Source organism: Cryobacterium sp. PH29-G1 (genome assembly GCF_030063365.1).
In the GTDB taxonomy this organism is placed as follows: Bacteria; Actinomycetota; Actinomycetes; order Actinomycetales; family Microbacteriaceae; genus Cryobacterium.
The window spans coordinates 69,008-92,353 of sequence record NZ_JASISY010000006.1 but is presented as its reverse complement, the minus strand read 5'-3'; the positions used below and the strand labels follow the sequence as shown (position 1 = coordinate 92,353).

The window sequence follows — 23,346 nt, the reverse complement described above, 5'->3', positions numbered from 1 at the left end:
CGAGAAGCCCGAATAACGCTCGCCGAACTACTCGAGCTACCCGACGGTTCCGCCTGCTTCTCCGGCGAGCCACACTTCGCTCGCTCCTCAACGAGACGGTTCAGCCGCACCTGCCCGAACCTGAAATTCTAAGCGGATGACCACCCAGAGACCGCAGACCGACCTCGGCGACGAACTGACCAACCTCGGTCTTGGACTGCTAATCGGCGCGGCAGTGTTGGCCCTGCTGCTCCGCTGCTCGGGTGCCGTCGCCGCCTGGATAAGTGGGATCGCGCAGCCCAACGACGGACCGGAGTCCGGGCTCGCCGTGCTTCTCGACCCAGACAACCCGGCCGCAGCGCTGCGGGCACCGGGTCTGAACCCGGTCACCTATTGGGTGACGACGACCGTGCTGGTTGGGCTGGCATCCGCTCTGGCGGTTGGGTTGTGGCGCATATTTCGGGGCGTCTCAACGAAGGTCGACCCCCTCCGCATCGCTGGCATCGCGACCCGTGCCGAGGTTGCTCGCGCCGCGTCGCATTCGGCGATCATGAAGCGCGCGACGCACCTTCGACCATCGCTCGCGAAGGCCAGCCCGAGCGATGTTGGTTACCGGATCGGGCGATCGCGCGGTGCCGCGGTATGGGCGAGCGTCGAGGACTCGATCCTGGTGATCGGGCCGCCGCGCTCCGGCAAGGGGGCGCACATTGTGATCAATGCCATTCTCGATGCGCCCGGCCCGGTCGTGACCACCTCGACGCGACCCGACAATCTCACCACGACGCTGCGAGCCCGGCAACGGCTCGGGCCAGTGGCGGTGTTCGACCCGCAGCAGCTGGCAGCGGGCGTACCTGTGGGGCTGCGGTGGTCACCGATTCGTGGGTGTGAGGATCCGCTCACGGCGATGATCCGCGCGGCGGGGCTCGCCGCTGGAACCGGGCTGGCCGCGGGTGGCGTCGACGGCGGCGGATTCTGGGAAGCCAAAACCCGCACGGCCCTGCAGTCGATGTTGCACGCGGCAGCGCTCGACCACTGCACGCCAGCTGACCTCTTCCGCTGGACCCTCGACCCGGCCGCCGCCCACGATGCTGTCTCCATCCTGCTGGCTTCCCCGGCCGCGGCCACAGGCTGGGGCGACTCCCTCCGGGCCACGCTCGAGGCCGACCCGCGCACGCGTGACTCCATATGGCAGGGCGTTTCACTTTCGCTCGGCGCCTTGGCTGACCCGCGAGTGCTGGATGCCGTCTCACCGCCCGAAGGCGAGGAGTTCGACCCCGAACCGTTTCTGCGCAGCAATGGCACTCTTTATCTGCTGGCGACCGGCGCGGGATCGAACAATTCGGCCGCTCTCGTCTCGGCGTTCGTCGAGGACCTCGTGGAGACCGCCCGCCGTATCGCCGCCCGAAGCGCGGGCGCACGGCTGGACCCGCCCTTGCTGCTCGCGCTCGACGAGATCGGCAACCTCGCACCGCTCCCGTCACTCCCCACTCTCATGGCCGAAGGCGGCGGCACGGGCATCACCACGATGCCGGTCCTGCAGTCTCTCGCGCAGGCCCGCACGAAGTGGAGCGACAACGCCGCCGGCACCATCTGGGACTCCTCGATCGTCAAGATCGTGCTCGGCGGCGGATCCAATTCCCGGGATCTGCACGACCTCTCGACCCTGATCGGCGATCGCGACGAGACGACCGACTCGACGACCATTGGCGACCACGGTTCACGGTCATCGCAGCGCTCGATTCGCCGGGTGCCGATCATGCCGCCCGACACGATCCGCACCCTGCCGTTCGGCACCGGCCTGATCATGCTGCGCGCAGCGCCACCCATCATCGCGAGACTGCAAATGTGGACCGCCCGGTCTGACGCCAAGACGCTCCGCGCCAACCGCGAGGAAATCGAGGGTTTGATGCGCGCGCCGACTCAGGCTGAGGGCGCGGAAGAGCCTGTCGGCCCTGTGGACTGATGGCGTTGCCAAGCCAACCATCGTGCACTCCGGAGATGATCTCGGGGCCGTTCGCGCATCAACCTGTGGTGCCGGGGCGGGGATGGGCCGTAGCGTCGGGCTGGGAGTCGCAACGTCTAGGCCGTGTCTGTCGTCTACGCCGACCAACAGCGATGGTAGCCGAATGCTCGCAGTACCGGGTGTCGAATCTCGCGAGTCCCAGAACTGCTGATACCGCCCATGTGCGATCCAAATGGCGACGTTCTGGAAGCTGAGTCTTGAGCCTGCGCGCGTGCAGATTATGATCCAGCGCCTAATTGTGGGTAACGGTCACGGGCTCCTTCATCGCTCCACGAATATTCCAGGTGAGCAGTTCGGAGGTCAGCGAAATTGGCGTCAGCCAGGAACCACAGCAGCCGTCACTGACTGTCGTGAAGATTCGTCATAGTGGTGGTACGAACTAAGGGTTGTTGGGGGGTGGGCAGGGTCGTCCAGGCCATCATCGTTTCGCGCACTTGCTTGAGGCGGCCATTATCGGGAGATCGCCACTGGGTGAACGCCAATTCGGCGAATTGAACGACGTCTGCCGCGCCCGTTACACGCGCCAACCTAATGCATTGACGGAGTGAGCGGATGGCTTCTCGGTTGTCTTCTGACAGCAGTTCGACAGCTGCGACGCACGCCGACCATCGAATATGCTCTACCCGAATAGCGGTTCGCCCGTCCAAGGATGATTCGCTGAGCAAGTCAAGGTTCGCACCAACCAATGTCATCGGCGATGCGTCTTTCGCTAGTCTGAACTGAGCGCTTGAAACTCGCGGAATTCGGAGTTCACCCTCGGGGAAATTCGCGCAAACGATGGAAATCTCGTCGATGCCACGCGGAGGGAGGGATGCCAGGCCCTCTGCATACACGAGAGGAATGGAAGTCGAACCTCCCGCGACTTCGAATCGCCACCCAGTTTCCGTACATGTTGCGGATAAAACTGTCGCCCCCAAGTGCTTGAGTACCTCCTCCGCAACGACGAGCATCGGTGCGCCGACGAGTGAGTCCTCCGAAGCGTGACCTTCGATTCCTGCGACGGTTAATTCATTGTCCAGCACCCAGAACGCCGCGAGAAAACTCTCGATCAGAGCCAAGAGAAGGTCGATCACGACCTCCACGGTCATTGTTCCCTTAAACGATCTGGTGGTGAAGATGACGTTGTCGCCGACAAGCTCGTAGCCGAAACCGTGGCTAGCGGCAGTGCGGATATTTTTGTCTGCCCCGACGAAGATGCTGGCGAGGTCTGGCAGCTTTTCAATCGCGCTCAGCAAGGCGGTTGAGTCTCTTTGCATGAGCGTTGATATGGGCGCTGACTTCGTGCCACCGATTCGGAGAAACCATGCGAACAAAGGCAACCCGGCGTATTCGAAGAGTTCCCGATAGAGATTGATGGTCCTCGCGAGCCGCGACTCGTCACTCGTCGATGCCGTCAACGTTGCTGCGAAAGCCGCTGTGGATTCGACGATCGCGTTCCTTGCCCGCCGCAAGGTGATTAGGGCACCGGGTTCAGCTGCGATGTCGCGGAGACGCGCAGTTGAGTCGAAAAGTCGCGAGGCTTCTGCGACTACGGATTCGAACCGATTCACGTCAAGAATCGACCGTGCGATGACCAAAGCAATTTCGTAGGCCGCACCTTGCCCTGTGGCAATTTCACGACCGAGATGTCGGGCTAATCGGGTTTGCCTGTCCGCGTCAACCTCCATAAACGATTTTTCCGGATACAGGGTGGCGAACGCGGCGAGCGTTGCGCTCACAAAATCGTGCGAATCGGCGGATCCGAGATTGTCGCCTATCTCTTGGTGACGTTCCGCGTCGTTCATGAATTTGGTCGCTGCATCAATTTGGTCCTGTGCGCGCTTCCCGAGAGCCTGCGCTTCGGCAGGAAGGGCAGCTCCCAGTGCCGCGATGTACAAATCAGTCATCCGGACCAGGCACTCTGTGGCTTGTCGAATCGCCTTGAGGTTCGAAACGAAGGGCCTCCTTGGGGAAAACGTGGACAGGTCGCGTCCAATCTGCTGCAGCCGCGCCACCGCGACGGCCAGCGCCAGCTGCGCGCCGGAATCCAAGGGCATCGTAGAAAACTTGGCCAGCGCTGCGATCGACTCGTCCAGTGCCTGTCCTGACGAGGCGCGCCACGATGAGCGGGTGAGGTAGAACGGCAGCACTTCGGATTCGGCGGCCTCGCTACTGGCGATGTGCGCGAGCACGGCCCGAATACCTTGCCGTCGCCGGACGACGAGTGAATTGACCTCATCGAGGCGCCCCAAGTGCCCGCATTCGGAGCACGGCCGTCCCGCGACGCGCTGACCAAAGCCGCACCGCACACACTTCATAAGCGAAAATTCCATGTTGATTGCAAGGGCCATTGGCCCAGTTTGGACCATGCCTGACGTGACTGAAGTCCTGCGTTTATCTGCAACGGCTATGAACCACCCGACTCGGAACGTGCCTATGCCGGAGCGGGGCAACGAGAAGCAACGACATTGCGCCCCGCTTTCCAGATCGCGCCGGCCGAATTCAACGTGCGGAGATACCTACCGGTGGCGGACATCCGCTGTACAGGGACGACCTTGTAGGGGCCGACCTGACGGATCACCTCGACTGAAGGACGCAGAACTCATTTCCCTCGGGATCAGTGAGCAGATCCCAAGGCACGTGGCCCTGCCCAATGTCAGCATCCGTCGCACCCAATGTTCGCAGCCGAGCGACTTCAGTTACCTGATCGTCACGAAGGTTCGGTCGTAGGTCAAGGTGCACGCGGGTCCATACGGTTATTTCGGTGACGCGAACGAACTCCAGATACGGACCAACCCCCGCGGTCGATCGCAGCCGCGCCATGTCGTCGGTCACCTCGTGCAAGGTCCAATCCATCGTCGCGTTCCAGAACCGGGCCATCGCCCGCGGATCCGCGCAGCTGACGACCACTGCGGCGATCGGGCCGGTGTCCGCATAGATCGCCCGAGGCTCGAGCACGCAGAACACGTTGCCCTTCGGGTTGGCCAGAACCGTCCACGGCACGATGCCCTGGCCGATATCAGGCGATGTTGCGCCCAGCGCCTTCAATCGCGCTACCAGTTCCGATTGGTGAGCCAAGGAAGAGGTGGCGAGGTCGAGGTGTGCGCGGTATTTGACCGTTTCGGGGTCTAGGACGGTCACGACATCGACGCAGACGGCGGCCGGATCCGGCAGGACCAAGCCGGCAGGCTCGACGTTTGTCACGCCGGGACCTTCGCTGGACACACCCCACCCAGCGCATCCGCCCAAAACTGACCGAGCGCCGAATCATCCCGAGCCTTGAAATTCACCTGAACCAGTCGAAGGGCCATGGCGCCCAAGCCTATACTCCTGCCACATTCGGGACCGGATACTGCACACGTCAATCTTCAGGTGCATGTCCTGCCACGCTGACCGCGGATTCCCTTGAATACCGCAGAGAATGCCATGGTGCGCCAGGTGCACCTCCTAGTGAACGCGGACCACGATGGTCTGCCCGAATTACAGGAGGCAAAGTCCCATGGCACTTCACACCCAGCAGTCCCTGTCTGGTTTCATCGCATCCGACCCGCAACAATCGGTCACCGAAAACGGCGACACCCGCTTCTACGTGCGAGTCGGGCAGCCGCACTTCCGCCATGAATACACTGGAAGCTTCACCGCGCTCGAGCCGACGTTCCACGACCTCGTCGCCTACCGCGCCACCGCCGAACGGGCCCTTGCCCGGTTGGCCAAGGGCGACAGCTTTGTCGCCGAAGGGTATGTGCGCACCTTCCAGATCGAGCGCGACGGCGAAACCATCCAACGCGAAGAGTTTGTTGCCAAGAAGATCGGCCACGACCTCGCGCGAACCAACTATTCCGTCGACCGTACCCATCGAACAGGTACGAACATCGAGGTCGAGCACGAAGCAGGAGCGGTACACACAGGCTCGAGGCGGTGAACCGGCCATGTCAGAGTCACTCATCGAGTGGGCGTCCGACGATCACGACAACGCGTTTGAAGCCAGCTCGTTGGACGATCTCGACGGCCCGCCCCTGCCCGAACCGCCGCATCCGATCAACTGGAACCTGCTCAGCGCCGACGACGCCGCGGCCGAATGGATCGAACTCAACCGCTGGGTGAACTGGCTGCGACGCACCTACGGGCTGCCGGCATCCGTCGTGCCGCCGTTCTGGCATCGACACCCCGAACTTGTCTGGGAACTCTCCGCCCTGCACCTGCACTGGCTCGGCGCCTACGACCCCGACCAGCACGGCTCCGCCCCGCTGGGATGGCACCGAGACTTCGCGGATGCCCGCCAGCGGCTCCGCGACTGGGTCGCTATATCGGGCACGCGGCTGGAGCGCGACCGACCTACTCGGCAGACTGCATGGCCTGGCGAACCGCCCGCTGGAGGAGTCGAGGATGTCGTCATTGGCGATCGTGACGAGGACTTCGTGCAGTTCGTCGTCGACGACGTTGCCAGGCGGCGCACGGCAGAGGCCGAAATCTATACCTGTGCCGCATCCGTCTGATTTCAGGATTCAGCCGACGCGTGGGGAAACGATGATGCTCTGACGCACCGACATATCCGTCCTTATCGGCGACGCTCCTCGTTCGGTAGTCACGGAGCCGACCGCCTCCTGAAGGACATCCGTCATTGTGGCCGTGATAGCGGTTCGAATAGCCGGAGCAACCCCGGGCGTGACTGAAACGAATTCTCGTCTCGGACACCTCTCGAGCCGGGGATGAGTTCTAGGTGCAACAAGACTCAGGAAAGCATCTCGATGAGGCCGCCGACGAACGGCGGTAAGAAACCAAGACGTTCAGGTTGATCTCAGGCCGTCGAAAGCCAACGATAGATTGGACCTATGGCCAAGAACACAGAGATCGAAAACCCTGGATCAAAGTTCACCCAAGTACTGGATGCTGAACCGTCCCTGATTTCCTGCCGCTTTCTTTCTAGTGAAAGGATTCGGTTATGCCCAAGAAATACCCAGATGAGGTTCGTGAGCGAGCGGTTCGTATGACGGTTGACCGTTTGAAGGATTACCCGTCGATGTGGGCCGCGTGCCGCGAACTGGCGCCCAAGCTCAACGTCGGCCCGGAGACGCTCCGGAAGTGGGTGAGGCAGGCGCAATCCGACGCTGGAGAACGGACCGGCCCCACGAGCGAAGAGCTCGAGGAAATCAAGCGCCTCAAGCGCGAAAACCGCGATCTTCGGGAAACCAACGAGATCCTCAAAGCAGCGGCGTCTTTCTTCGCGAGGGAGCTCGACCCTCGCAACCGTCCATAGTCGCGTTCATCGTTTCGATGAAGGCGAACGGCCATGGAGTCGAGCTGACGTGTGGCGTCCTGCGTGAGCAGGGCGTCGCGGTCACTTCACGGTCGTATCGTGCGTGGAAGATCCGCGCTGCTGCGGTTAGGACCCGCAGCGACGCTATCCTTCTGGATCGGCTCAAAGCGCTGACAGTGCGGGACGTTCACGGCCGGCAACAGCCGGAGATTCTCTACGGCCGCCGCAAGATGACGGCCTGGCTGAGCCGGGGCGAGTTCGCCGGTGTGTCCAAACACACCGTGGACCGGCTGATGCGTCTCGAAGGCATGAACGGCCTCGTTCGTGGCCGTAAGCCGCGCAGCACAGTCTCGACCGGGAAGGATTCCGCCCGCGCCCCTGACCTCCTCAAACGCAATTTCAGCGCGCCCCACCCGAACCACAGCTGGGTGACGGACTTCACGTATGTGCCGACGTGGGGCGGGTTCATCTATGTGGCCTTCGCGATCGACTTGTATTCTCGGGCGATCGTGGGCTGGCATGCGTCCACGGTGAAGGACACCCCGTTCGTTGAGGTGTGTTTGAACATGGCGCTCTGGCGCCGAGACAACGCCGGTCACACCGTCCAACCCGGCCTGATCCATCACAGCGACGCCGGCTCGCAGTACACGTCCATCAAATTCACCGAGACCGTAGCGCTCGAGGGACTGGTCGCATCGATCGGGACGGTCGGTGACGCCTATGACAATGCGGCCGCCGAGACCGTAATGGGCCTCTACAAGAACGAGGCCGTCGCGAAGAACTCACCCTTCATCACCGGTCCTTTGAAGACCCTCGCCGACGTCGAGAAACTCACCTTCGACTGGCTCGACTGGTACAACAACAGGCGGCTACACAGCGCCCTGGGGAACATGCCGCCGGCCGAATATGAGCTCAACTATTACGCTGAAACAAACGGCCCGATAAAAATCGAAGCCGCCAACAAAACGGCGGCATGAAACACGGGACGGTTCACAATTTGACGTCATGCCGTGGTCAGAATTCATCGACACCGGCAACCGCAAGACCACCGAACATGTACTTCCCCAAAATCCTGCGCCCGACAGCGACTGGTGGAATACATTCAGCCAGGACGAGCATAAGCAGCTCCACCACACGCTGGGAAACCTCGTCCTCACCTATGACAACTCCTCATACTCCAACAAGGACTACGCCGCGAAGCGAGGCGTGATCGACCAGTACGCACCGCCGTGCTATTACACCGCGAGTCTCGCTCAAGAGCGTGAGCTCGCCTCGTGGGTGGAATGGACGCCTGTATCCATTATCGAGCGTCAGCACAAGCTTGCTAGCTGGGCGATGGAAAGATGGGGCGTGGCCCGGCCCGACAACATGGCACTGCAACAGGCGGAAGTCGAGGTGGCGGATGAGGTCGAAGCCGCGGTTGCATCGGATCCCGGGGATTTCGAAGAGCCGACTTAAGAGTCGGGGACCGCTATCGAGAAAGGGCAGTCCTGATGTTGACATGTCCTGGAGGAAAGACTCGACTTTCGAGGAGGGAAACGCCATTCGCAGGCACACGCGGTCCGCGCCATGACGGGTTTCGCCAGCAGCCACCAGACGAAATTATCTCGGTTGAGCACAATGGTCCAAGACGCGATGCTGCCTGAAAAGATTCAATCGGAAGTGATCATTTTGATCGCGAACTGTACGAATGTTTGTAATCCCGGCGGAGATTAAAAACATTCCGCCTTCACAATTGCGATGTGAGGGACTCTGACTCGTCATCCTCGGCGTCATCGCAGACGCGCTCGCTTTCGCACACCATCATTTACCCACCTGAATCAACCGTGAACATCCGAAAATCGACGCGTACACTCGGAGGAAGTGAACCGCCCGGTTCCCTGCAAATTCAAGGGAATCCGCGAGTTCCCTAGACATTCGGTCACGTCCAGAATCGCTCTAATTCTGGCAAGGGGTCGCAGGTTCAAATCCTGTCAGCCCGACCAAAGGGCCGTTCGCGAAACTGTTCGCGAAACGGTCTGGTTGGAACAAAAAGAAATCGCTCCTGAGGATTCTCAGGAGCGATTTCTGGTTTAAGCGGGGTGTTCGTGGAGTTGTGTTGGCGACTCGTCGACCAGGGCAGTGTCGCCGGTGGTTTTTTGTGTTTTGCGGCGCGTCGGATTGTTCGGAATGCGGGGAGGCGTGCCCTCTCGGGCGGTAGTGGCGGCCTACGTGGCCGTTTAGGTACTTCGCGGTGGTGTTAACGCCGGGCCAAAACAGGGCCAATAGTGCCTGCCGTTTGAAAACAGGACCACTATCTGTGTTTTCTACTATGCCGTATCAGCGACCGACTGGTGGCTTTTGAGCCGATAGCTGGCACCCTTGAGGCTAAGAACGTCGGCGTGGTGAACGATCCGGTCGATCATGGCGGAGGCGACGGTCTGGTCGCCGAAGACCTCGCCCCAGCACCCGAATGTTAAATTGCTCGTGAGGATCAGAGACGCGTGTTCATAGCGGCTCGCGACGAGCTGGAAGAACAGATTCGATATATTCGGTGCCGCAGACCGGGATCCTCGAACGGCCCGACCGGAGCCATCAACGGACGGCTCGAGCACCTCCGCGGCACAGCCTTAGGCTTCCGAAAACTGACGCACTACATAGCCCGCTCGCTCCTCGAGGCCGGCGGATTCCGACCTCAACTGCACTCGTGATTGCGAAGAGCCACTCGTGGGTCGAATTTGACTGGAACGAGTGTCACACGCCAGTTCCAAGCCGATGCGCGAGAATAACGCCCAGTGGACACCAAAACTGATGTTGATTTCGTTGCCGATGGCCCAACGGATGTAAGGGAAGCGCCACCGAAGGGCAATCCGAGTCGTCAAGGACACATGCATCCCGCGTTCAGTTGTTCGCCACAACTCCGGCAACGGAGTCGAAGTTCACGCCAAGACCCGTAGCGTCGTCGGTGATCGTCAGGCGGTAGTTCTGACCGCTTGGACTCCGTGTGTATGTTGCTGTTGTATCGACAGGAATTCGAGACAGCTTGTACCCTTCTGGCGTTGACACTATGCGATCTGCGCTGAGGAAAAGCGCATCCGGCCAAGGCGCTCCGGGCCTTCTCAACTTGTCGAGCACGAATGACATCGTTCCAGCTGCCTGCGCCATGGCTAAACGAGTTTCCTCCGGAGTCCGCGCCGCTGCCAGCGGCGTTTGGGCGAGGGCGCTGGGTACAACTTCCGGTAATGCTGCTGGCCGGCTTGGCTGTTGTGCCGCGTCAGCCGGGGCGATGACGGGCTGGGTGGAACCAGTCAACGAAGCCAAATTCGGTATCGGAGGTACGTAGCTTGGCGCGTAGAAGAATGCCAAGCTCCAAAGTGATAGCAGTGTTCCCGTCACACCGAGAATTCCGCCGACAACGGGGAAGAGTCGACTGGTCGCACGACCTTCTCGGCGGAGCTGGCTTGCTCTATTAGCGAGAACGACTGCTGTGATGCCGGCAGTACTGAAAGCAAACCCTCGGAAGCTTGTGCTCGCATCAGGCAGAGCAAGGGGTAAGAGCGTAGCGAACAGTCCTAGGGCAACAGCGACAAGGCCGGTCAGGTTGCTCGGCGCTACCCTGGCACGTTGCAGTACACGTGGCTGTTGCCGTCGCTGTGGCTGTGGCTGTTGCCGTGGCTGAGGCTGTTGCCGTCGCTGTGACTGTTGCCGTCCCTGTGTGCGCGGCGGGTTCGACTTGAACGCCCGCGAGGAACCTCTATTTGCTTTGGCCACCGGTTCGTCCCAGTACCCCGGCGGATTCCAATCTCGAGGTCCCTGCCCCATGCGAATTCCCCCATACTCGTCCATGCTGACGCCCACAGGCTAGCAGTTGCTTCGATTGCGCTGCCCGACTTTGTCACGGACGTGTAAGAGAATTCTCCGCATCGGGCTGATGTTCACTGGCAACGACCGAGCTACGAAAAAATGTCCGTGCGTAGAGGGATCCACGTAACGCTGCCTCCCTACCCATGATTGCGTATCTGTTCACGGTGGGGAGCGCCGTGGACGCGAGGGGCAATGCCTCAGCGGTCGGTCCTTGGGAGCCCAGAGCGCATGGACGCCTCACGAGGTCGATGAGTCGCCTGGCGTGGTTCCCGCCTAGTCCAGCACCGGCATTCGCAAGGGCCCGGTTTGCTCGCTCCTTTCGTCGCCAGCGACTACGAGAGCGCCCGTCGATGAACCGACTGGTCGACCACCTCGCGAGATTCGAGCGACGTCGCAACGTGCAGGTCCGCAATGCGGGCGGCGGTCCGAGCATCCGCTTGGATCAGCCTGCTCGTGGGCACGCGCTCGATAACGTCCTGCAGCGCAAACTGCACCACCGACGACTTGGCCGGCACCCGCGGCATGCCCTGATGTTCCCGCGCCCGGTTCTCGATCTCTGCCCGGTTTCCAACCGCGCACTGTCTTGGTGAAGATGCACCACGATGGCCGTCACGAGCTCATTTATCTGCTGCTGCCGCTCTTCCCGCCGAAGCTCAGCCTTCGTGCTCCGCACAGCCGCCGCGACGTCGCGGCTGGTCAGCAGGTCGACTCGACGCATCCACCCTGCGACGATCTCGACGGCCCGGGCGTAGACGATGTTCTCCACCGGTACCGGAGGTAGTCCCATGCCCGCTTAATCTCTGCGTATGCCTCGGCGAACTCGCACAGGGTCGCCGACGAGCGCGACGCGGTTGCGCATCCGTTTTTCGCGCTCGGTGTCGGTCACAACTCTCATACTGAGGCATGACCCGCAGGGGCGCGAGGATTTCATGTGAGGCACACTCGCACCGGTTCACCCCCCGGCGGTTCCCGGCCTGGATGCTCGATGCGGTGTTGAAGGCCGCATCATGGAGAATTTGCTGCCACGGCTCAAGGACGTCCGTGCACAGCAAGGTGATTGCTGGAGCGCGCCCGAGCCGGCCTCGGGCTGTTGCCCCTGTGTCAAAGACTGAGGCCCAGGACCGTGCGGCACTGTGCGCGCCCGCTCGGCGCCTGGACCTCAGCCTTCACCGGACACTCGCAGCTAGTGAAGGACTCCGCAGGCGACCGGGTCGGTTGCCTCGGCCGGGAGGGTGGGGTTGAGCTCGCTCGCACCCTCGGGATCGCTGAGGTTGTACGTTCCGTTGCCGTCGTAGTCGTTTCCGTGGATCACGACAACACCTTCCCCGTCGCGGATAGCCTCGGCGATCTGCGCGGCGGTGCCGAGCCCTTCGGCTCCCGGGTATCCGGTTCCGGCCACGGCTGTGAAGCGGATGTTGGTCCGGAGGTAGTTATAGGAGCCGTTTTTCGAGACGGGGAACCGGGAAACGTCCAGAAAACTGGCCGGCGTGGTGTCTCCGCTGGTATTCAGGGACACCACAACGGGTCCGTACGCGGGAACCCCCTCGACGGTGTTCAGTCGTCCGTCGCCGTTGCTGTCCAACGCCAGCGTGGGACACTCATTCATTGCCTGTTCGCCGTAGTGGATGTGCTGTGCGTGCGGAGCATCGGGCGTCAAACCCCTCGCGCGGATTCCGATCGCCCGAATTGTCTCGCCGCGAACGACGGCGAAGGCGCTACCCGACGCTCCTGAGCCGTTAAGCTCCGTGAGGTGGGCGGTCAGCACGACGTTGCCGCGTACCGATTTCGGGACGTGCGCTGACGCCGGCGCAGCGCCCAACGACAGGGCGATCAGCGCAGCTGCACTAGCGCCGAGCACCAATTTGATGTTCTTCTTCACGGTTCACTCCTTTGTGACCTCAACCCTCAGGACGATCCCGACGGTTACATGAGATAACGTCAGTTCGTAGCCCTAGGCCAATTGGATTGGCATTAGTCGCACGCACGCACGTCTGCGGCGAAGGGTATCCGTGAATGAAGATTCCTGACCGTGGTCGATGCCAAAATTTGTCCGCAGATTGCGAATGCCCTTGTCATGGTCCTGGTGGTCTGGCGCAACGATCGATGAGATCGTGTGTCGTTCAAAACCTGATACAAAAACGGCTGAAAGATTGGACTTCACCTCACCTGACCATCATCTACTGCCAAAACCGAGGGGACGGACAACGACTTACGAGGAGACCGGCTCCGTGCCGACCCTCACCTCAGCGTCATCGTCCCGATCATCGGCGCACGAACACTCACGCAGCTCGAAGAGAATCTGGTAGCCGCCGACCTCCAACTCGACGACGAAGAGCACTAAACTCACGGAGTTCATTCGCGGCGTCTTCCGTAGCCAAAGGACCCAGCACAGTGTCATCTATAAGAGGGTCACCTGGAACGGCGGCAAGAAATCGGTCTGTGAAGACCTCCATGAACTCATGCATCAGCGACTGCTTAACAATGATTCGTTTCGGGGCAACGCACGTTTATCCGGCATTCGCTAAACGGGCTGACGCTACAAGCTCGGCTAGCTCGCTGACGCGCTCTCCGTCAAAAACGAGAAAGGGATCGTTTCCTCCAAGTTCAAGCACCGCCTTCTTGAGCGCCCCACCCGCAGTCTTGGCGATTGCAGCGCCTGCCGTCTCTCCTCCAGTGAATGAGACGCCGGTGACTGTGGGATGCGTGATTGCAGCAGATGTCTCCGCGTGCGAAAACCCCGAGTGGTGTACGACGTGCTGCGGGGCGCCGGCACGTTCGAACAGCTCCTCGACGAGTTCTGCGGTTCTCCTGCAGATCTGCGCATGCTTGAAGAGAATCGAGTTCCCGAGGAGCAGATTCGGCGCGATAAGTCGCACTAGCTGGTAGTGGGGATAATTCCACGGCATGATGCCAAGGATTACCCCGTGGGTGCGAGTTCGACGTGCGCCGCATCTTCGGTGCCCGTTCCCAAATGCTGGGGTGCCAACAATTCTGAAGCATTGTCCGCGTAGTAGTTCAGGATGCGAGCGCAGCTCCCAGCCTCGCCCCTTCCTTGCGTAACGGGTTTACCCATGCCCTGGGCCATGGCGGCTGCGAGCACGTCTGACTGCTCAACATACAAGGCTGCAGCACGTCGCAGAACTGCGACACGTTGGGCGAGTTCTGTGCGGCTCCACGTTTCATAAGCCCCTCTGCGAAGGCCTTCTCGCCGCTCGGCCGTTCGAGGCGATCACGTCACATTCGGTTTGATTGCTTCGGTACGCCAGTGGCCAGAAAGCGCTGAGCCGTTTCCGGCGAAGCCCGCCCCAACGGAGTGACCAAGGAGAATAGAAGCATGCTGCTACCCGCAATTATTCTCATCACCCTCGCCCTCGCCTTCTACACGATCGGGGTTTGGAGCGAACGCGTGCAGAAAGTACTCAAGCCGTGGCACGCCATATTCTTTGGGCTCGGGCTCGCTTCCGACGCCAGTGGCACCTTTCTCATGAATATGATCGCGAACGAGAACCGAGCCGCCGGTTTCGAGCAGAGCGCCCTAAATCAGCTGATGGGCGTGACCGGGCTAATCGCAATCGTTCTCATGTCTGTGCACCTCGCGTGGGCGATCGTCGTGCTCCTGCGCAATCGCGACACCGAGAAGAGCAGCTTCCACCGGTTCTCGGTCATCGTGTGGGTGGTCTGGCTCGTTCCGTATATCGTCGGAGCGCTCGGCTCGAGCCTGGGATAAATCGTATTCACACCGTGCCTAAGCCCCGCTCTGCTCGCAATTGCGCGTCAACCCAGTCTTGAATTTGCCCGCGCATCAGAGCGCCAGTGCGTCGGGCAACCTCGCGCCCGTCGCGAAACGCAACAAGAGTTGGAGTAGTTTTTACGCTCAGGCGTGCTGCCACCTCAGAAAAGGCTTGTAGGTCGGCATCGAGAAATATTGCCTCCCCGCTCTTCTGCTCGGAGATGGCGAGATAGTGCGGTTTCACCATTTTGCAGGGACCACACCAGGGTGCCCACACATACAGGAAGACTGGCCCGGAGAGTTCACGGAGGGCGCCCTCGAAGGTTTCGTCCGTGACCGGCCGCGACGCCATCAGGCGTGCTTTCCGGGGGTCCACCCGACGCTTCCGATCACCCTCTCGGCAACATCAGCAGCGAGTACTTCCAGGGTTGTGGCCATCGTGTCATTCCACCGGTTGAGGTATCCGAAGAGCGCGGCCGAAGCCATGATTTCAACGATCTCTTCGTCTGAATAGTGCTTCTTGAGCTCCGTAAAATCCTCGGCAGTAGCCTCGTTCGGGGAACCACCGGCATTCAGCCCGATGGTGATCGCTGCGCGCTCCGCATCCGAGAACAGGTCGCTGGATTCGAACTCCCAGATCGCGGCGATCTTCTCATCAGATGCCTCGTAGATGCTGGAGAGATTTGTCATGTGCGATTCGCAATACTGGCAGCCCGCCGCCATGCTGCTGGCCAGGCTCACGAGCATCTTGGTCTCGATCGCCACGGTGCCTTCGTAGAGCACCGCTTGATTCAGAGCCATGAATGCTTTGGCTATCGCAGGCCGGCGCGCCATCGTTCGGATGCTGTTCGGAACGAAGCCTCGGGTTTTTTCGTAGTGCGCGAACGACGCGAGAATTTCTGTGTCCGCAATGTCGTGGTCTGTGAGCGGGCTGATGTGCGCCATGTTGGATCTCTCCTTCGTGTTGAGAACTTGTGCTCCAGCATCACACGCAAACTACTAAGAGTAAATTGAAAAAGATCTATGTATAAGTTCGGTTTAATCGAATTACTCAGATACGACGGATCGGTCACGAAACCACTCCTGAGCAAACGTTATGGCAGCCTGAGCTCGCAGGGTGGGAGCAGCATCCTGATGCCACACGGCAACCACATCGGTGCGTGGGCGCCGCGGGCGTAGCGGTTTAAAGACAATTCGATGCCCATCGATCGTCGTCTCCACCCCTTGGGGTCGTGACATCAATACCCCGTAGCCCACGCCGCGTCCGACCAAGGCGCGAACGAGGTCAATCTCAGGAACCGCCGCGACGACGTTCGGCGTCAAACCCTGCTCGGCGTAGAGATGGCGCATATTCGGCACGCTCGGAGTGGCGTCCAAGAGCACCATCGGCTCATTTTCAAGCTCTTTCAGAGTGATCGAAGCGCGCGCAGCGAGAGGGTGGTCTTCGGAAAGGAGCGCCATCTCCTCTGCCTGATAAATCGGAGTCTTCTGCAGATAGTCGGGCAGGTATTGATCGTATAAAAAGGCGAAGTCCAAGCGCCCTTTGTCGAGCTGATCGAGCAATTCCTCCTGCGTAGCCACCGAAACCGTAATCCGAACGCCGGGATGGATTTCGGGCAGGTGGTGCATGATCGGCGGGAGGACCGTCGCAGTCAACGTGGTGAAACAACCGATTCTCACTTCTCCCACAGTTTTTCCGTCGCGCGCCGCGACATCGTTGCTGAGCTCTTGAACATCCCGCAGGATCGACGACGCCTTCGCCGCAAAAAAATGCCCCGTGGGTGTGAGCGTCATGCCCCGTGCTTTTCTCCGCACGCACAACTGCGCGCCCAGCCCGCGTTCGAGCTGGCTGATGGCATTGGACAGCGCAGATTCAGAGATGTGCAGCGCCGCGGCAGCTGCGCTGAGCGTGGGATAGTCCGCGAGGGTGACGAACAGTTCCAGTTGGCGCAGGGTAAAGGACACATCTTCTCCTCGATAGAAGTAAATGTGCTGCACACTGCACTTTACCGATGGTTGTGGCACGAACAGACTAATACTGAAGCCTCCGGTGACCGCCATGCTGCACGATTCGGCGATCTGGATGAGTTCAGGAGGGCATCCGCCCGAGCTCCTGAGCCCGGGAAAACCTCGGCCAAGATTCTCCCCTAGGCTGCAACGTGTGAATTCTGCAGCCAGTCCCAAGTCCACCGAACGGATGCCGGAGCGCGCGGCGGTCATCGACCTCGCCGCGGTGAGGCACAACGTTCGTCATCTCATCGGACTCGCCGCCCCAGCCACGGTTATGGCCGTGGTAAAGGCCGATGCATATGGCCACGGCGTTCTCCCCGTGGCCCGCGCTGCACTCGACGCCGGTGCTGGCTGGCTCGGCGTGGCACACATTTCCGAAGCGTTGCCGTTGCGAGCTGCGGGCATCGACGCCCCACTGCTGGCGTGGCTGCACACGATTGAGAGCGATTTTCACGCGGCCGTCGCTGCCGACATCGACCTCGGATGCTCCGGGTGGGAGCTGCCCCACATCGTGGCGGCTGCAAACCTGTTGGATACGACCGCACGCATCCACTTGAAAATCGACACCGGTCTGGGCCGCAACGGTTCGACTGCTGAGGACTGGGTGGGGTTTGTGGCCCGGGCCCGGGCAGCCGAACTGGCCGGTGCGGTCAGCGTGGTGGGTATTTTCTCGCACCTGGCCGTGGCCGATGAGATCGAACGCCCAGAGACTGATGAGCAACTCGCGGACTTCACCGAGGCGGTCGCCCAGGCCGAGGCCGCGGGTCTCCGCCCCACCCACCGCCACATCGCCAACAGCGCCGGAGTGCTTTCGCGCCCCGATATGCACTTCGACCTCGTACGTCCCGGACTCGCCATCTACGGTCTCTCGCCCTTCGAGGGCCGCACCTCGGCGAGCCTCGGCCTGCGCCCCGCCATGACACTGCGCACGGTGATCTCCATGTGCAAGGACGTGCCGGCCGACCGTGGCGTGTCGTACGGGCTGAAGTATCACACCACTGCCGCGTCGACACTCGCGCTCATCCCCCTCGGCTATGCCGATGGTATCCCGCGCGTCGCGACCGGCGGCCCGGTACGAGTCAACGGGGTCAACTATCCCGTAGTGGGGCGAATCGCCATGGACCAGATGGTCATCGACCTTGGCCAGGCCGACCTCGTGGCCCGTGGTGCGAGCATGATCGGCGCCGAAGCCGTGTTGTTCGGCCCGGGAGACGACGGTGAGGCATCTGCTGATGACTGGGCGTCCGCTGCCGGTACCATCAACTACGAAGTGGTCACCCGTGTCAGTCCCCGAGTGCCGCGCGTCTACCGCAACGCTGCACCATCGCACGCGCACCTCGCCACGAACTAGAGACGGGGGCGGCCCGCCCAGCGGTCAGCCTTGAGCGCGAGGTGTAGCTCGAGCTGAACCTGGCCGCCAAGTGGATTGACCCCAAGAAGAGAGCGGATGCGCCCCAGCCGGTTGTAGATGCTCGTGCGGTGCAGATGCAGTTGTTGAGCGACCTGAGCCACAGAGCCGTCTTTGTCGTAGAGCAGCTCGAGTACCGGCAGCAGCTCCCGGTTGCAGTCGAGCTCCCGCAACAGGGAGAACAGAGTGGACTCGACGGGTGAAATGTCTCGGCCTTCCACGGCCAGAAATTGGTAGACCCCGGTCGCGCGAAACGACACCAGCCCGCCCAGTTGCGCGTCAACCCACGCCGCCTGCACGGCGCTGCGCGCCTCCATATACGCGCCGGGCAGCAGCCGCAGGTCGGAGAGCGGTTCACTCAGGCCCATCAGGGCAGACGACGACGGCAGACCGGCGCGACGGGAAATCTCGAGCCCAAAACGACGCAGAATCTCCGCTTCGTCAATGCCATCAATGGCATCCTCTAACAGCAGCACGGCATGCGTTTGCGTTCCGGCCGAGAACAGCACCGTGTTGATGCCAAGCGTGGCTTGTAGTGCCGAGAGTCGATGCAGCAAGCTGCTTTCCTCTGGGTTTGACGGGTTCGTTCCGCGCGTGACCAGTGCGGCAAGTCGCCACGGCCCATGCCCGTGCACTCCCGGCCAGCCGCCCAAACCCACCACAGCGTGGCGATCGCCGCGACAGGCCGCAAGAAGCTGATCTTCCGCCAATCGGCGCCCGTCGGAGTACGCGCTCGTGCGGCTGAGGAGCATCTCGGCCAGTGCGTCCATCTCCGGCTGGATTATGCGCACCTCCTGCAGGATCGCGTCCGGCACGAGCTCATCATCCAGCTGCAGCACCCAGAGATACCCCACACGAAATCCACGTGCCAGGAGCGGAACGCAGACCCGGCCCAACATTCCCAGATCGGAATTCGCTGGAACCGGCACGGGCTTCACCGCGGTGGCGATACCGTGACTGAGCTGCCAGGTACTGACGTCGGGCGGAACAACCTTGCTCAACAGAAAGTTCGTGCGCACCCGGTCGGCCGTGGCCTGGTGCGCGCTATACGCGAGAAGCAAACCGTCGAGGTCTTCCAAAGAAAGTGCGCGACCGAGATGCGCGGCGATAAGCGCCACCGCCTGATCAATATCGGCCGCTTTCATAGCGTTCAGTCTATGGATACCTGTGAACGTCAGGCGACAATCGAAGCGGGTTGACGCTACACATGTCGAGCTTGATCCGCTCGCGAGGTCGGTACCGCCGAGGGCGCGGCTGCACCGGGCCCGCCCGACATCTGCGGAAAAACGGGGATCTCGACTGAATCTCCGCTCACGCCATCCCCGGGTTCCGACCCGCGGCATCCGTTGGCCGACCCCGCGGAATCGAACTACCGTGAAAAACCCGACATATGGTTTCTTAGCTGACCAAAGCCGATCAGTGCCACGTCACAACAAGCTGGAGTTTCCCGTGATTATTGGAGTTCCCACAGAAGTCAAAAACAACGAATTCCGAGTGGCCATCACCGCCGCCGGGGTTCATGAGGCGAAGCTGCACGGCCACACCGTGCTCGTGCAGGCTGGTGCGGGTATCGCATCCGGGTTCACTGACGCCGACTACGCTTCGGCTGGCGCCACGATCGTTCACAGCGCCGTTGACGTGTGGGCCAGCGCCGACATGATACTCAAGGTGAAGGAACCCATCACCGCCGAGTACGTGCACTTTCGCACCGGCCTCATCCTCTTCACGTACCTGCACCTCGCCGCCGAGCCTGAGCTCGCCGCCGCGCTGCTGGCATCCGGCGTCACTGCCATCGCCTACGAGACGGTGCAGAAGGCCGATCGCTCGCTGCCGCTGCTCGCCCCGATGAGCGAGGTCGCCGGGCGTCTCGCCGTTCAGGTCGGCGCCCAATCGCTGAGCCGCCCGGCCGGCGGCCCCGGAATCTTGATGGGCGGAGTGCCCGGCGTGCGTGCCGCGAAGGTCACTGTGATCGGTGCCGGAGTGGCCGGAACGAACGCCGCAGCCATGGCCATCGGCCTCGGCGCGGACGTCACCATCCTCGATATCAACATCGATCGGCTGCGTGAACTCGATGCCCAGTACGCCGGCCGTCTCAAAACCATTGCCTCGAACGCGTTCGAGATTGATCGGGCTGTCATCGAGGCCGACCTCGTCATCGGCTCCGTACTCATTCCGGGAGCCAAGGCCCCCAAACTCGTGACCAACGAGCTCGTCTCCCGCATGAAGCCCGGTAGCGTCCTGGTCGACATCGCCGTTGACCAGGGTGGGTGTTTCGCCGACACACGCGCCACCACCCACGAAGACCCGACTTTCGCCGTTCACGATTCCATCTTCTACTGCGTAGCGAACATGCCCGGCGCCGTGCCCCGCACGTCCACGAACGCGCTCACGAACGTCACCCTTCCCTACGCCCTTTCCATCGCCGACCGCGGCGTACGCGCTGCGTTCGAGCGAGACTCTGCACTCGCCGGCGGGCTCAACATTGCGGCAGGAAAGATCGCCAACCGTTCGGTGAGCGTGGCCCTCGGACTTGAGCTCGAGAGCTGGAGAGACCTCGTCGCTGAGGTCGAGCTCGCGCTCGTCTAGATCCGTTCGAATCACAACCTGCGTGAACGGATGCCTGGGTCGACCAGCTGGGCCGACCCACGGCATCCGTGCGCTCCATTACCCTCTCTCAGGAAGAAGCCTCGATGTCAATGAAGACACCCTCGGTCGCCACTAGCCCTCGAACCTCCTCCGGGCAGCAGCCGCACCTCGCACGCTCGCTGTCGAACCGGCACATCCAGCTCATCGCCATCGGCGGCGCCATCGGAACCGGCCTCTTCATGGGCTCGGGCAAGACCATCGCCCTGGCGGGACCCTCTGTGATTTTCGTCTATATGATCATCGGCTTCATGCTGTTCTTCGTCATGCGGGCCATGGGCGAGCTGCTGCTGTCCAATCTGGAATACAAGACGTTCAGCGATTTTGCCGGCGACCTGCTCGGTCCGTGGGCCGGATTCTTCACCAGTTGGACCTACTGGCTGTGTTGGATCGTCACGGGCATCGCTGAACTCATCGCGATCGCCTTGTACACCAGCTTTTGGTGGCCCGACCTTCCACTGTGGATTCCTGCCCTCGCCGCGGTGGGCCTGCTCCTCGGCCTCAACCTCACGAGTGTCAGGGCCTTCGGCGAGACCGAATTCTGGTTCGCGCTCATCAAAATCGTCGCCATCGTGACGCTCATCGTCGTCGGCCTCGTGATGGTCATCACCCACTTCAAGTCGCCCGGCGGGGCCCCGGCCAGCTTCAGCAATCTGTGGAACGACGGCGGGATGTTTCCCACCGGACCGATGGGTTTCATTGCCGGCTTTCAGATTGCCGTGTTCGCTTTTGTCGGGCTCGAACTCATCGGAACCACTGCTGCAGAGGCGAAAGACCCCGAGAAGAACCTGCCCAAGGCCATCAATTCGATCCCCATTCGCATCATGCTCTTCTACGTGGTGGCTCTGATCATGATCATGACCGTCACGCCCTGGCGCGAGGTCACGGCCGAGGCGAGCCCCTTCGTGGCCATGTTTTCCCTGGCCGGAATCGGCATCGCCGCCGGAGTGATCAACTTCGTTGTGCTCACCAGCGCCACCTCATCCGCTAACTCCGGCTTATATTCCACATCGAGAATGATGTTCGGCCTTGCCGGGGAGGGCACAGCGCCCGGCCGTTTTCAACGGTTGTCGCGACACCGGGTCCCCGCCAACGCGCTGCTGTTCTCATGCACGTTCCTGCTCGTGTCCGCGGTGCTGCTCTATGCCAACCCGTCGATCATCGCTGTGTTCACGGTAGTCACCACCATGTCGGCGGTGCTCTTCATCTTCGTGTGGACGATTATCCTCGTGAGCTACATTGTGTTCCGCAAGCGCCGCCCCGCACTGCATGCCGCATCCAAGTTCAAAATGCCCGGCGGCGTGTACATGTGTTACGTGGTTCTGGCCTTCTTCGCGTTCCTGGTCTGGGCTCTCACGCAGAAGACCGACACCTTGCAGGCCCTGCTTGTAACGCCAGTGTGGTTCATCGGGCTGGGCATTGTGTGGGCCGTCATTCGCCGGCGTCCGGAGCAGGTCGCTCACCACGAGCTGCACCGCGCCAACGTTCAGACCGACAGGGACGCCAGACGCGCGCAGGTATCGGTCGACTAACTCGACCCGCTACCGCTGTCAGTAGCCCGCAGCGGGGTCGACCCGTCCGGCGAGATCGCGACCGTCGCCAAAACGCGCAACGTTGTCAGCGATCCGCTCGGCGAGCAACGGAACGATCATCTCCATCGTGTCGGCAGTGTGCGGGGTGATCAGCGCGAGCGGCTCCCCCCACAGCGCGTGTCCATCGGGGAGTGGCTCTGGATCCGTCACATCCAGCGCAGCTCCCGCGAGCTCGCCCCGAGACAAGGCGCCGACGAGTGCATCGGAATCGACCAACGCTCCCCGGGCAATATTCACCAGAACAGCGCTCGGTTTCAAGCGAGCGAGCCGTGCCGCATCGAAGAGTCCGCGCGTCTGTCCCGTGAGCGCAGCCGCAACAATCACCACGTCCGCCTCGGGGAGTACCTCATCGAGCTCATCGAGTGAGATCGTGCGCGCCGCCCAATCGACGGGATCGGGCAGACGCCGCACGACGGTTACGGACGTGCGGAATACCCCCAGCAGGCGTGCCGTCTCCTCGGCTACTCCCCCGGCACCGAGCAGCACAATATTGCACCCGTGAAGACTCGTACCCGATGGCGAACCCCAGCTGGTGGCACGGGAGCGCTCCTTTAAATTGCGCAACAGCGCGAGGGCCAGGGCGAGCGCATGTTCTGCAACCGGTTCGGCGTAGGCTCCCTTCGCGCTCGTCCACAGCAGGGTGGGGTGTGCGGCGATGACGTCTGTCCACTTCTCGATGCCCGCCGTTGGAAGCTGCACCCAGCGAATCGAACTGTCTGCCTCGAGTGCCTGGACAAGGTCAGAAACAGAGCAGGCAAAATGTGCCACGAGACCGTCGGCCCGGTCGCTTTCGTTCGCCACCTCCGCTCCCGAGCGTTCAACAGCGGATGCCGCCGAAGCGTCATAGGGCAAAATTCTGATTTTCATTCGGTCCTACCTCGT

At 61.6% G+C, this 23,346-nt stretch carries 19 protein-coding genes and 3 pseudogenes; 10 read left to right on the top strand and 12 right to left on the bottom strand.

The window, feature by feature from the left end; all coding sequences use genetic code 11:
* The first annotated feature begins 136 nt into the window (after positions 1-136).
* On the top strand, positions 137-1,942 hold the full coding sequence (locus tag QMK22_RS09950; RefSeq protein ID WP_283497478.1) for a TraM recognition domain-containing protein: 1,806 nt from the start codon (positions 137-139) through the stop codon (positions 1,940-1,942).
* Positions 1,943-2,340: 398 nt separating this feature from the next.
* Here QMK22_RS09950 and QMK22_RS09945 read toward each other — a convergent pair whose 3' ends face one another.
* Together QMK22_RS09945 and QMK22_RS09940 are read right to left on the bottom strand one after the other, a co-directional pair.
* Complete coding sequence (locus QMK22_RS09945; protein WP_283497477.1) at positions 2,341-4,332, bottom strand: hypothetical protein; 1,992 nt, start codon at positions 4,330-4,332, stop codon at positions 2,341-2,343.
* 226 nt (positions 4,333-4,558) lie between these two features.
* Positions 4,559-5,185: a VOC family protein gene (locus QMK22_RS09940; RefSeq protein ID WP_283497476.1), complete on the bottom strand. Its 627-nt coding sequence runs from the start codon at positions 5,183-5,185 to the stop codon at positions 4,559-4,561.
* Between the two features lie 295 nt (positions 5,186-5,480).
* Here QMK22_RS09940 and QMK22_RS09935 point away from each other — a divergent pair, with 295 nt between their 5' ends.
* The 4 genes from QMK22_RS09935 to QMK22_RS09920 all read left to right on the top strand — a co-directional run bounded on the left by QMK22_RS09935 (position 5,481) and on the right by QMK22_RS09920 (position 8,696).
* Positions 5,481-5,903 carry a single-stranded DNA-binding protein gene (locus tag QMK22_RS09935; RefSeq protein WP_283497475.1) on the top strand — a complete coding sequence of 141 codons (423 nt, stop codon included), beginning with the start codon at positions 5,481-5,483 and terminating at the stop codon, positions 5,901-5,903.
* Positions 5,904-5,910: 7 nt separating this feature from the next.
* Positions 5,911-6,477 carry a hypothetical protein gene (locus QMK22_RS09930; protein ID WP_283497474.1) on the top strand — a complete coding sequence of 189 codons (567 nt, stop codon included), beginning with the start codon at positions 5,911-5,913 and terminating at the stop codon, positions 6,475-6,477.
* 446 nt (positions 6,478-6,923) lie between these two features.
* Positions 6,924-8,215 (top strand): IS3 family transposase gene (locus QMK22_RS09925; RefSeq protein ID WP_283497473.1). Its coding sequence is split into 2 segments (ribosomal slippage): positions 6,924-7,194 and positions 7,194-8,215, totalling 1,293 coding nucleotides; the frame shifts between segments, so codons are not numbered across the junction.
* 28 nt (positions 8,216-8,243) lie between these two features.
* The gene (locus tag QMK22_RS09920) at positions 8,244-8,696 is read left to right on the top strand and encodes an HNH endonuclease family protein (RefSeq protein WP_283497472.1); all 453 of its coding nucleotides are present in this window, start codon (positions 8,244-8,246) and stop codon (positions 8,694-8,696) included.
* 851 nt (positions 8,697-9,547) lie between these two features.
* Here the strand turns inward: QMK22_RS09920 and QMK22_RS09915 are convergent.
* Positions 9,548-9,763 (bottom strand): annotated as a pseudogene (locus tag QMK22_RS09915) (ATP-binding protein); the annotation flags it as partial.
* A gap of 15 nt (positions 9,764-9,778) precedes the next feature.
* On the opposite strand from QMK22_RS09915, the pseudogene QMK22_RS09910 reads away from it, so the two are divergent.
* A pseudogene (locus QMK22_RS09910) lies at positions 9,779-9,928 on the top strand (ISL3 family transposase); the annotation flags it as partial.
* Positions 9,929-11,413: 1,485 nt separating this feature from the next.
* Here QMK22_RS09910 and QMK22_RS09905 read toward each other — a convergent pair.
* From QMK22_RS09905 to QMK22_RS09890, 4 genes and pseudogenes are all read right to left on the bottom strand, one after another.
* Positions 11,414-11,605, bottom strand: coding sequence for a hypothetical protein (locus tag QMK22_RS09905; RefSeq protein WP_283497471.1), 192 nt, complete (start codon positions 11,603-11,605; stop codon positions 11,414-11,416).
* A gap of 659 nt (positions 11,606-12,264) precedes the next feature.
* The gene (locus QMK22_RS09900) at positions 12,265-12,960 is read right to left on the bottom strand and encodes a hypothetical protein (protein WP_283497470.1); all 696 of its coding nucleotides are present in this window, start codon (positions 12,958-12,960) and stop codon (positions 12,265-12,267) included.
* A gap of 330 nt (positions 12,961-13,290) precedes the next feature.
* A complete protein-coding gene (locus tag QMK22_RS09895) occupies positions 13,291-13,437 on the bottom strand; it encodes a hypothetical protein (protein ID WP_283497469.1) in 147 nt (48 codons plus the stop codon).
* A gap of 19 nt (positions 13,438-13,456) precedes the next feature.
* Positions 13,457-14,220, bottom strand: a pseudogene (locus QMK22_RS09890) (aldehyde dehydrogenase family protein); the annotation flags it as partial.
* Positions 14,221-14,415: 195 nt separating this feature from the next.
* On the opposite strand from QMK22_RS09890, the gene QMK22_RS09885 reads away from it, so the two are divergent.
* A complete protein-coding gene (locus QMK22_RS09885; RefSeq protein WP_283497468.1) occupies positions 14,416-14,808 on the top strand; it encodes an HsmA family protein in 393 nt (130 codons plus the stop codon).
* A 7-nt stretch (positions 14,809-14,815) separates the two neighbouring features.
* Here the strand turns inward: QMK22_RS09885 and QMK22_RS17575 are convergent, their stop codons facing one another.
* The 3 genes from QMK22_RS17575 to QMK22_RS09875 form a co-directional block, all read right to left on the bottom strand.
* Positions 14,816-15,163 (bottom strand): thioredoxin family protein, encoded by a 348-nt coding sequence (locus tag QMK22_RS17575; RefSeq protein WP_502857453.1) that lies wholly within the window; start codon positions 15,161-15,163, stop codon positions 14,816-14,818.
* Positions 15,163-15,756 carry a carboxymuconolactone decarboxylase family protein gene (locus tag QMK22_RS09880; RefSeq protein WP_283497467.1) on the bottom strand — a complete coding sequence of 198 codons (594 nt, stop codon included), beginning with the start codon at positions 15,754-15,756 and terminating at the stop codon, positions 15,163-15,165. The genes QMK22_RS17575 and QMK22_RS09880 overlap by 1 nt, the downstream gene beginning before the upstream one ends.
* 102 nt (positions 15,757-15,858) lie before the next feature.
* Positions 15,859-16,872 (bottom strand): LysR family transcriptional regulator, encoded by a 1,014-nt coding sequence (locus QMK22_RS09875; protein WP_283497466.1) that lies wholly within the window; start codon positions 16,870-16,872, stop codon positions 15,859-15,861.
* A 136-nt stretch (positions 16,873-17,008) separates the two neighbouring features.
* Here QMK22_RS09875 and alr point away from each other — a divergent pair, with 136 nt between their 5' ends.
* On the top strand, positions 17,009-18,172 hold the full coding sequence (alr, locus tag QMK22_RS09870) for an alanine racemase (RefSeq protein WP_283497596.1): 1,164 nt from the start codon (positions 17,009-17,011) through the stop codon (positions 18,170-18,172).
* Here alr and QMK22_RS09865 read toward each other — a convergent pair.
* Positions 18,169-19,374, bottom strand: coding sequence for a PucR family transcriptional regulator (locus QMK22_RS09865; protein WP_283497465.1), 1,206 nt, complete (start codon positions 19,372-19,374; stop codon positions 18,169-18,171). The genes alr and QMK22_RS09865 overlap by 4 nt on opposite strands.
* Positions 19,375-19,678: 304 nt before the next feature.
* Here QMK22_RS09865 and ald point away from each other — a divergent pair, with 304 nt between their 5' ends.
* Positions 19,679-20,815 (top strand): alanine dehydrogenase, encoded by a 1,137-nt coding sequence (gene ald / locus QMK22_RS09860; protein WP_283497464.1) that lies wholly within the window; start codon positions 19,679-19,681, stop codon positions 20,813-20,815.
* A 110-nt stretch (positions 20,816-20,925) separates the two neighbouring features.
* On the top strand, positions 20,926-22,404 hold the full coding sequence (cycA, locus tag QMK22_RS09855; RefSeq protein WP_502857449.1) for a D-serine/D-alanine/glycine transporter: 1,479 nt from the start codon (positions 20,926-20,928) through the stop codon (positions 22,402-22,404).
* An 18-nt stretch (positions 22,405-22,422) separates the two neighbouring features.
* On the opposite strand, the gene QMK22_RS09850 is transcribed toward cycA, so the two are convergent.
* Positions 22,423-23,331, bottom strand: coding sequence for an NAD(P)-dependent oxidoreductase (locus tag QMK22_RS09850; RefSeq protein WP_283497462.1), 909 nt, complete (start codon positions 23,329-23,331; stop codon positions 22,423-22,425).
* Positions 23,332-23,346: the final 15 nt, after the last annotated feature.

Bases quoted from the DNA above. Each gene is read 5' to 3' on its own strand.
- QMK22_RS09880 (WP_283497467.1), bottom strand. From the start codon at position 15,756: ATGGCGCACATCAGCCCGCTCACAGACCACGACATTGCGGACACAGAA.
- QMK22_RS09930 (WP_283497474.1), top strand. From the start codon at position 5,911: ATGTCAGAGTCACTCATCGAGTGGGCGTCCGACGATCACGACAACGCG.
- QMK22_RS09950 (WP_283497478.1), top strand. From the start codon at position 137: ATGACCACCCAGAGACCGCAGACCGACCTCGGCGACGAACTGACCAAC.
- alr (WP_283497596.1), top strand. From the start codon at position 17,009: ATGCCGGAGCGCGCGGCGGTCATCGACCTCGCCGCGGTGAGGCACAAC.
- QMK22_RS09905 (WP_283497471.1), bottom strand. From the start codon at position 11,605: ATGCCGCGGGTGCCGGCCAAGTCGTCGGTGGTGCAGTTTGCGCTGCAG.
- QMK22_RS17575 (WP_502857453.1), bottom strand. From the start codon at position 15,163: ATGGCGTCGCGGCCGGTCACGGACGAAACCTTCGAGGGCGCCCTCCGT.
- QMK22_RS09865 (WP_283497465.1), bottom strand. From the start codon at position 19,374: ATGAAAGCGGCCGATATTGATCAGGCGGTGGCGCTTATCGCCGCGCAT.
- QMK22_RS09875 (WP_283497466.1), bottom strand. From the start codon at position 16,872: ATGGCGGTCACCGGAGGCTTCAGTATTAGTCTGTTCGTGCCACAACCA.
- cycA (WP_502857449.1), top strand. From the start codon at position 20,926: ATGAAGACACCCTCGGTCGCCACTAGCCCTCGAACCTCCTCCGGGCAG.
- QMK22_RS09945 (WP_283497477.1), bottom strand. From the start codon at position 4,332: ATGGCCCTTGCAATCAACATGGAATTTTCGCTTATGAAGTGTGTGCGG.
- QMK22_RS09935 (WP_283497475.1), top strand. From the start codon at position 5,481: ATGGCACTTCACACCCAGCAGTCCCTGTCTGGTTTCATCGCATCCGAC.
- QMK22_RS09850 (WP_283497462.1), bottom strand. From the start codon at position 23,331: ATGAAAATCAGAATTTTGCCCTATGACGCTTCGGCGGCATCCGCTGTT.
- QMK22_RS09895 (WP_283497469.1), bottom strand. From the start codon at position 13,437: ATGAACTCCGTGAGTTTAGTGCTCTTCGTCGTCGAGTTGGAGGTCGGC.
- QMK22_RS09920 (WP_283497472.1), top strand. From the start codon at position 8,244: ATGCCGTGGTCAGAATTCATCGACACCGGCAACCGCAAGACCACCGAA.
- QMK22_RS09885 (WP_283497468.1), top strand. From the start codon at position 14,416: ATGCTGCTACCCGCAATTATTCTCATCACCCTCGCCCTCGCCTTCTAC.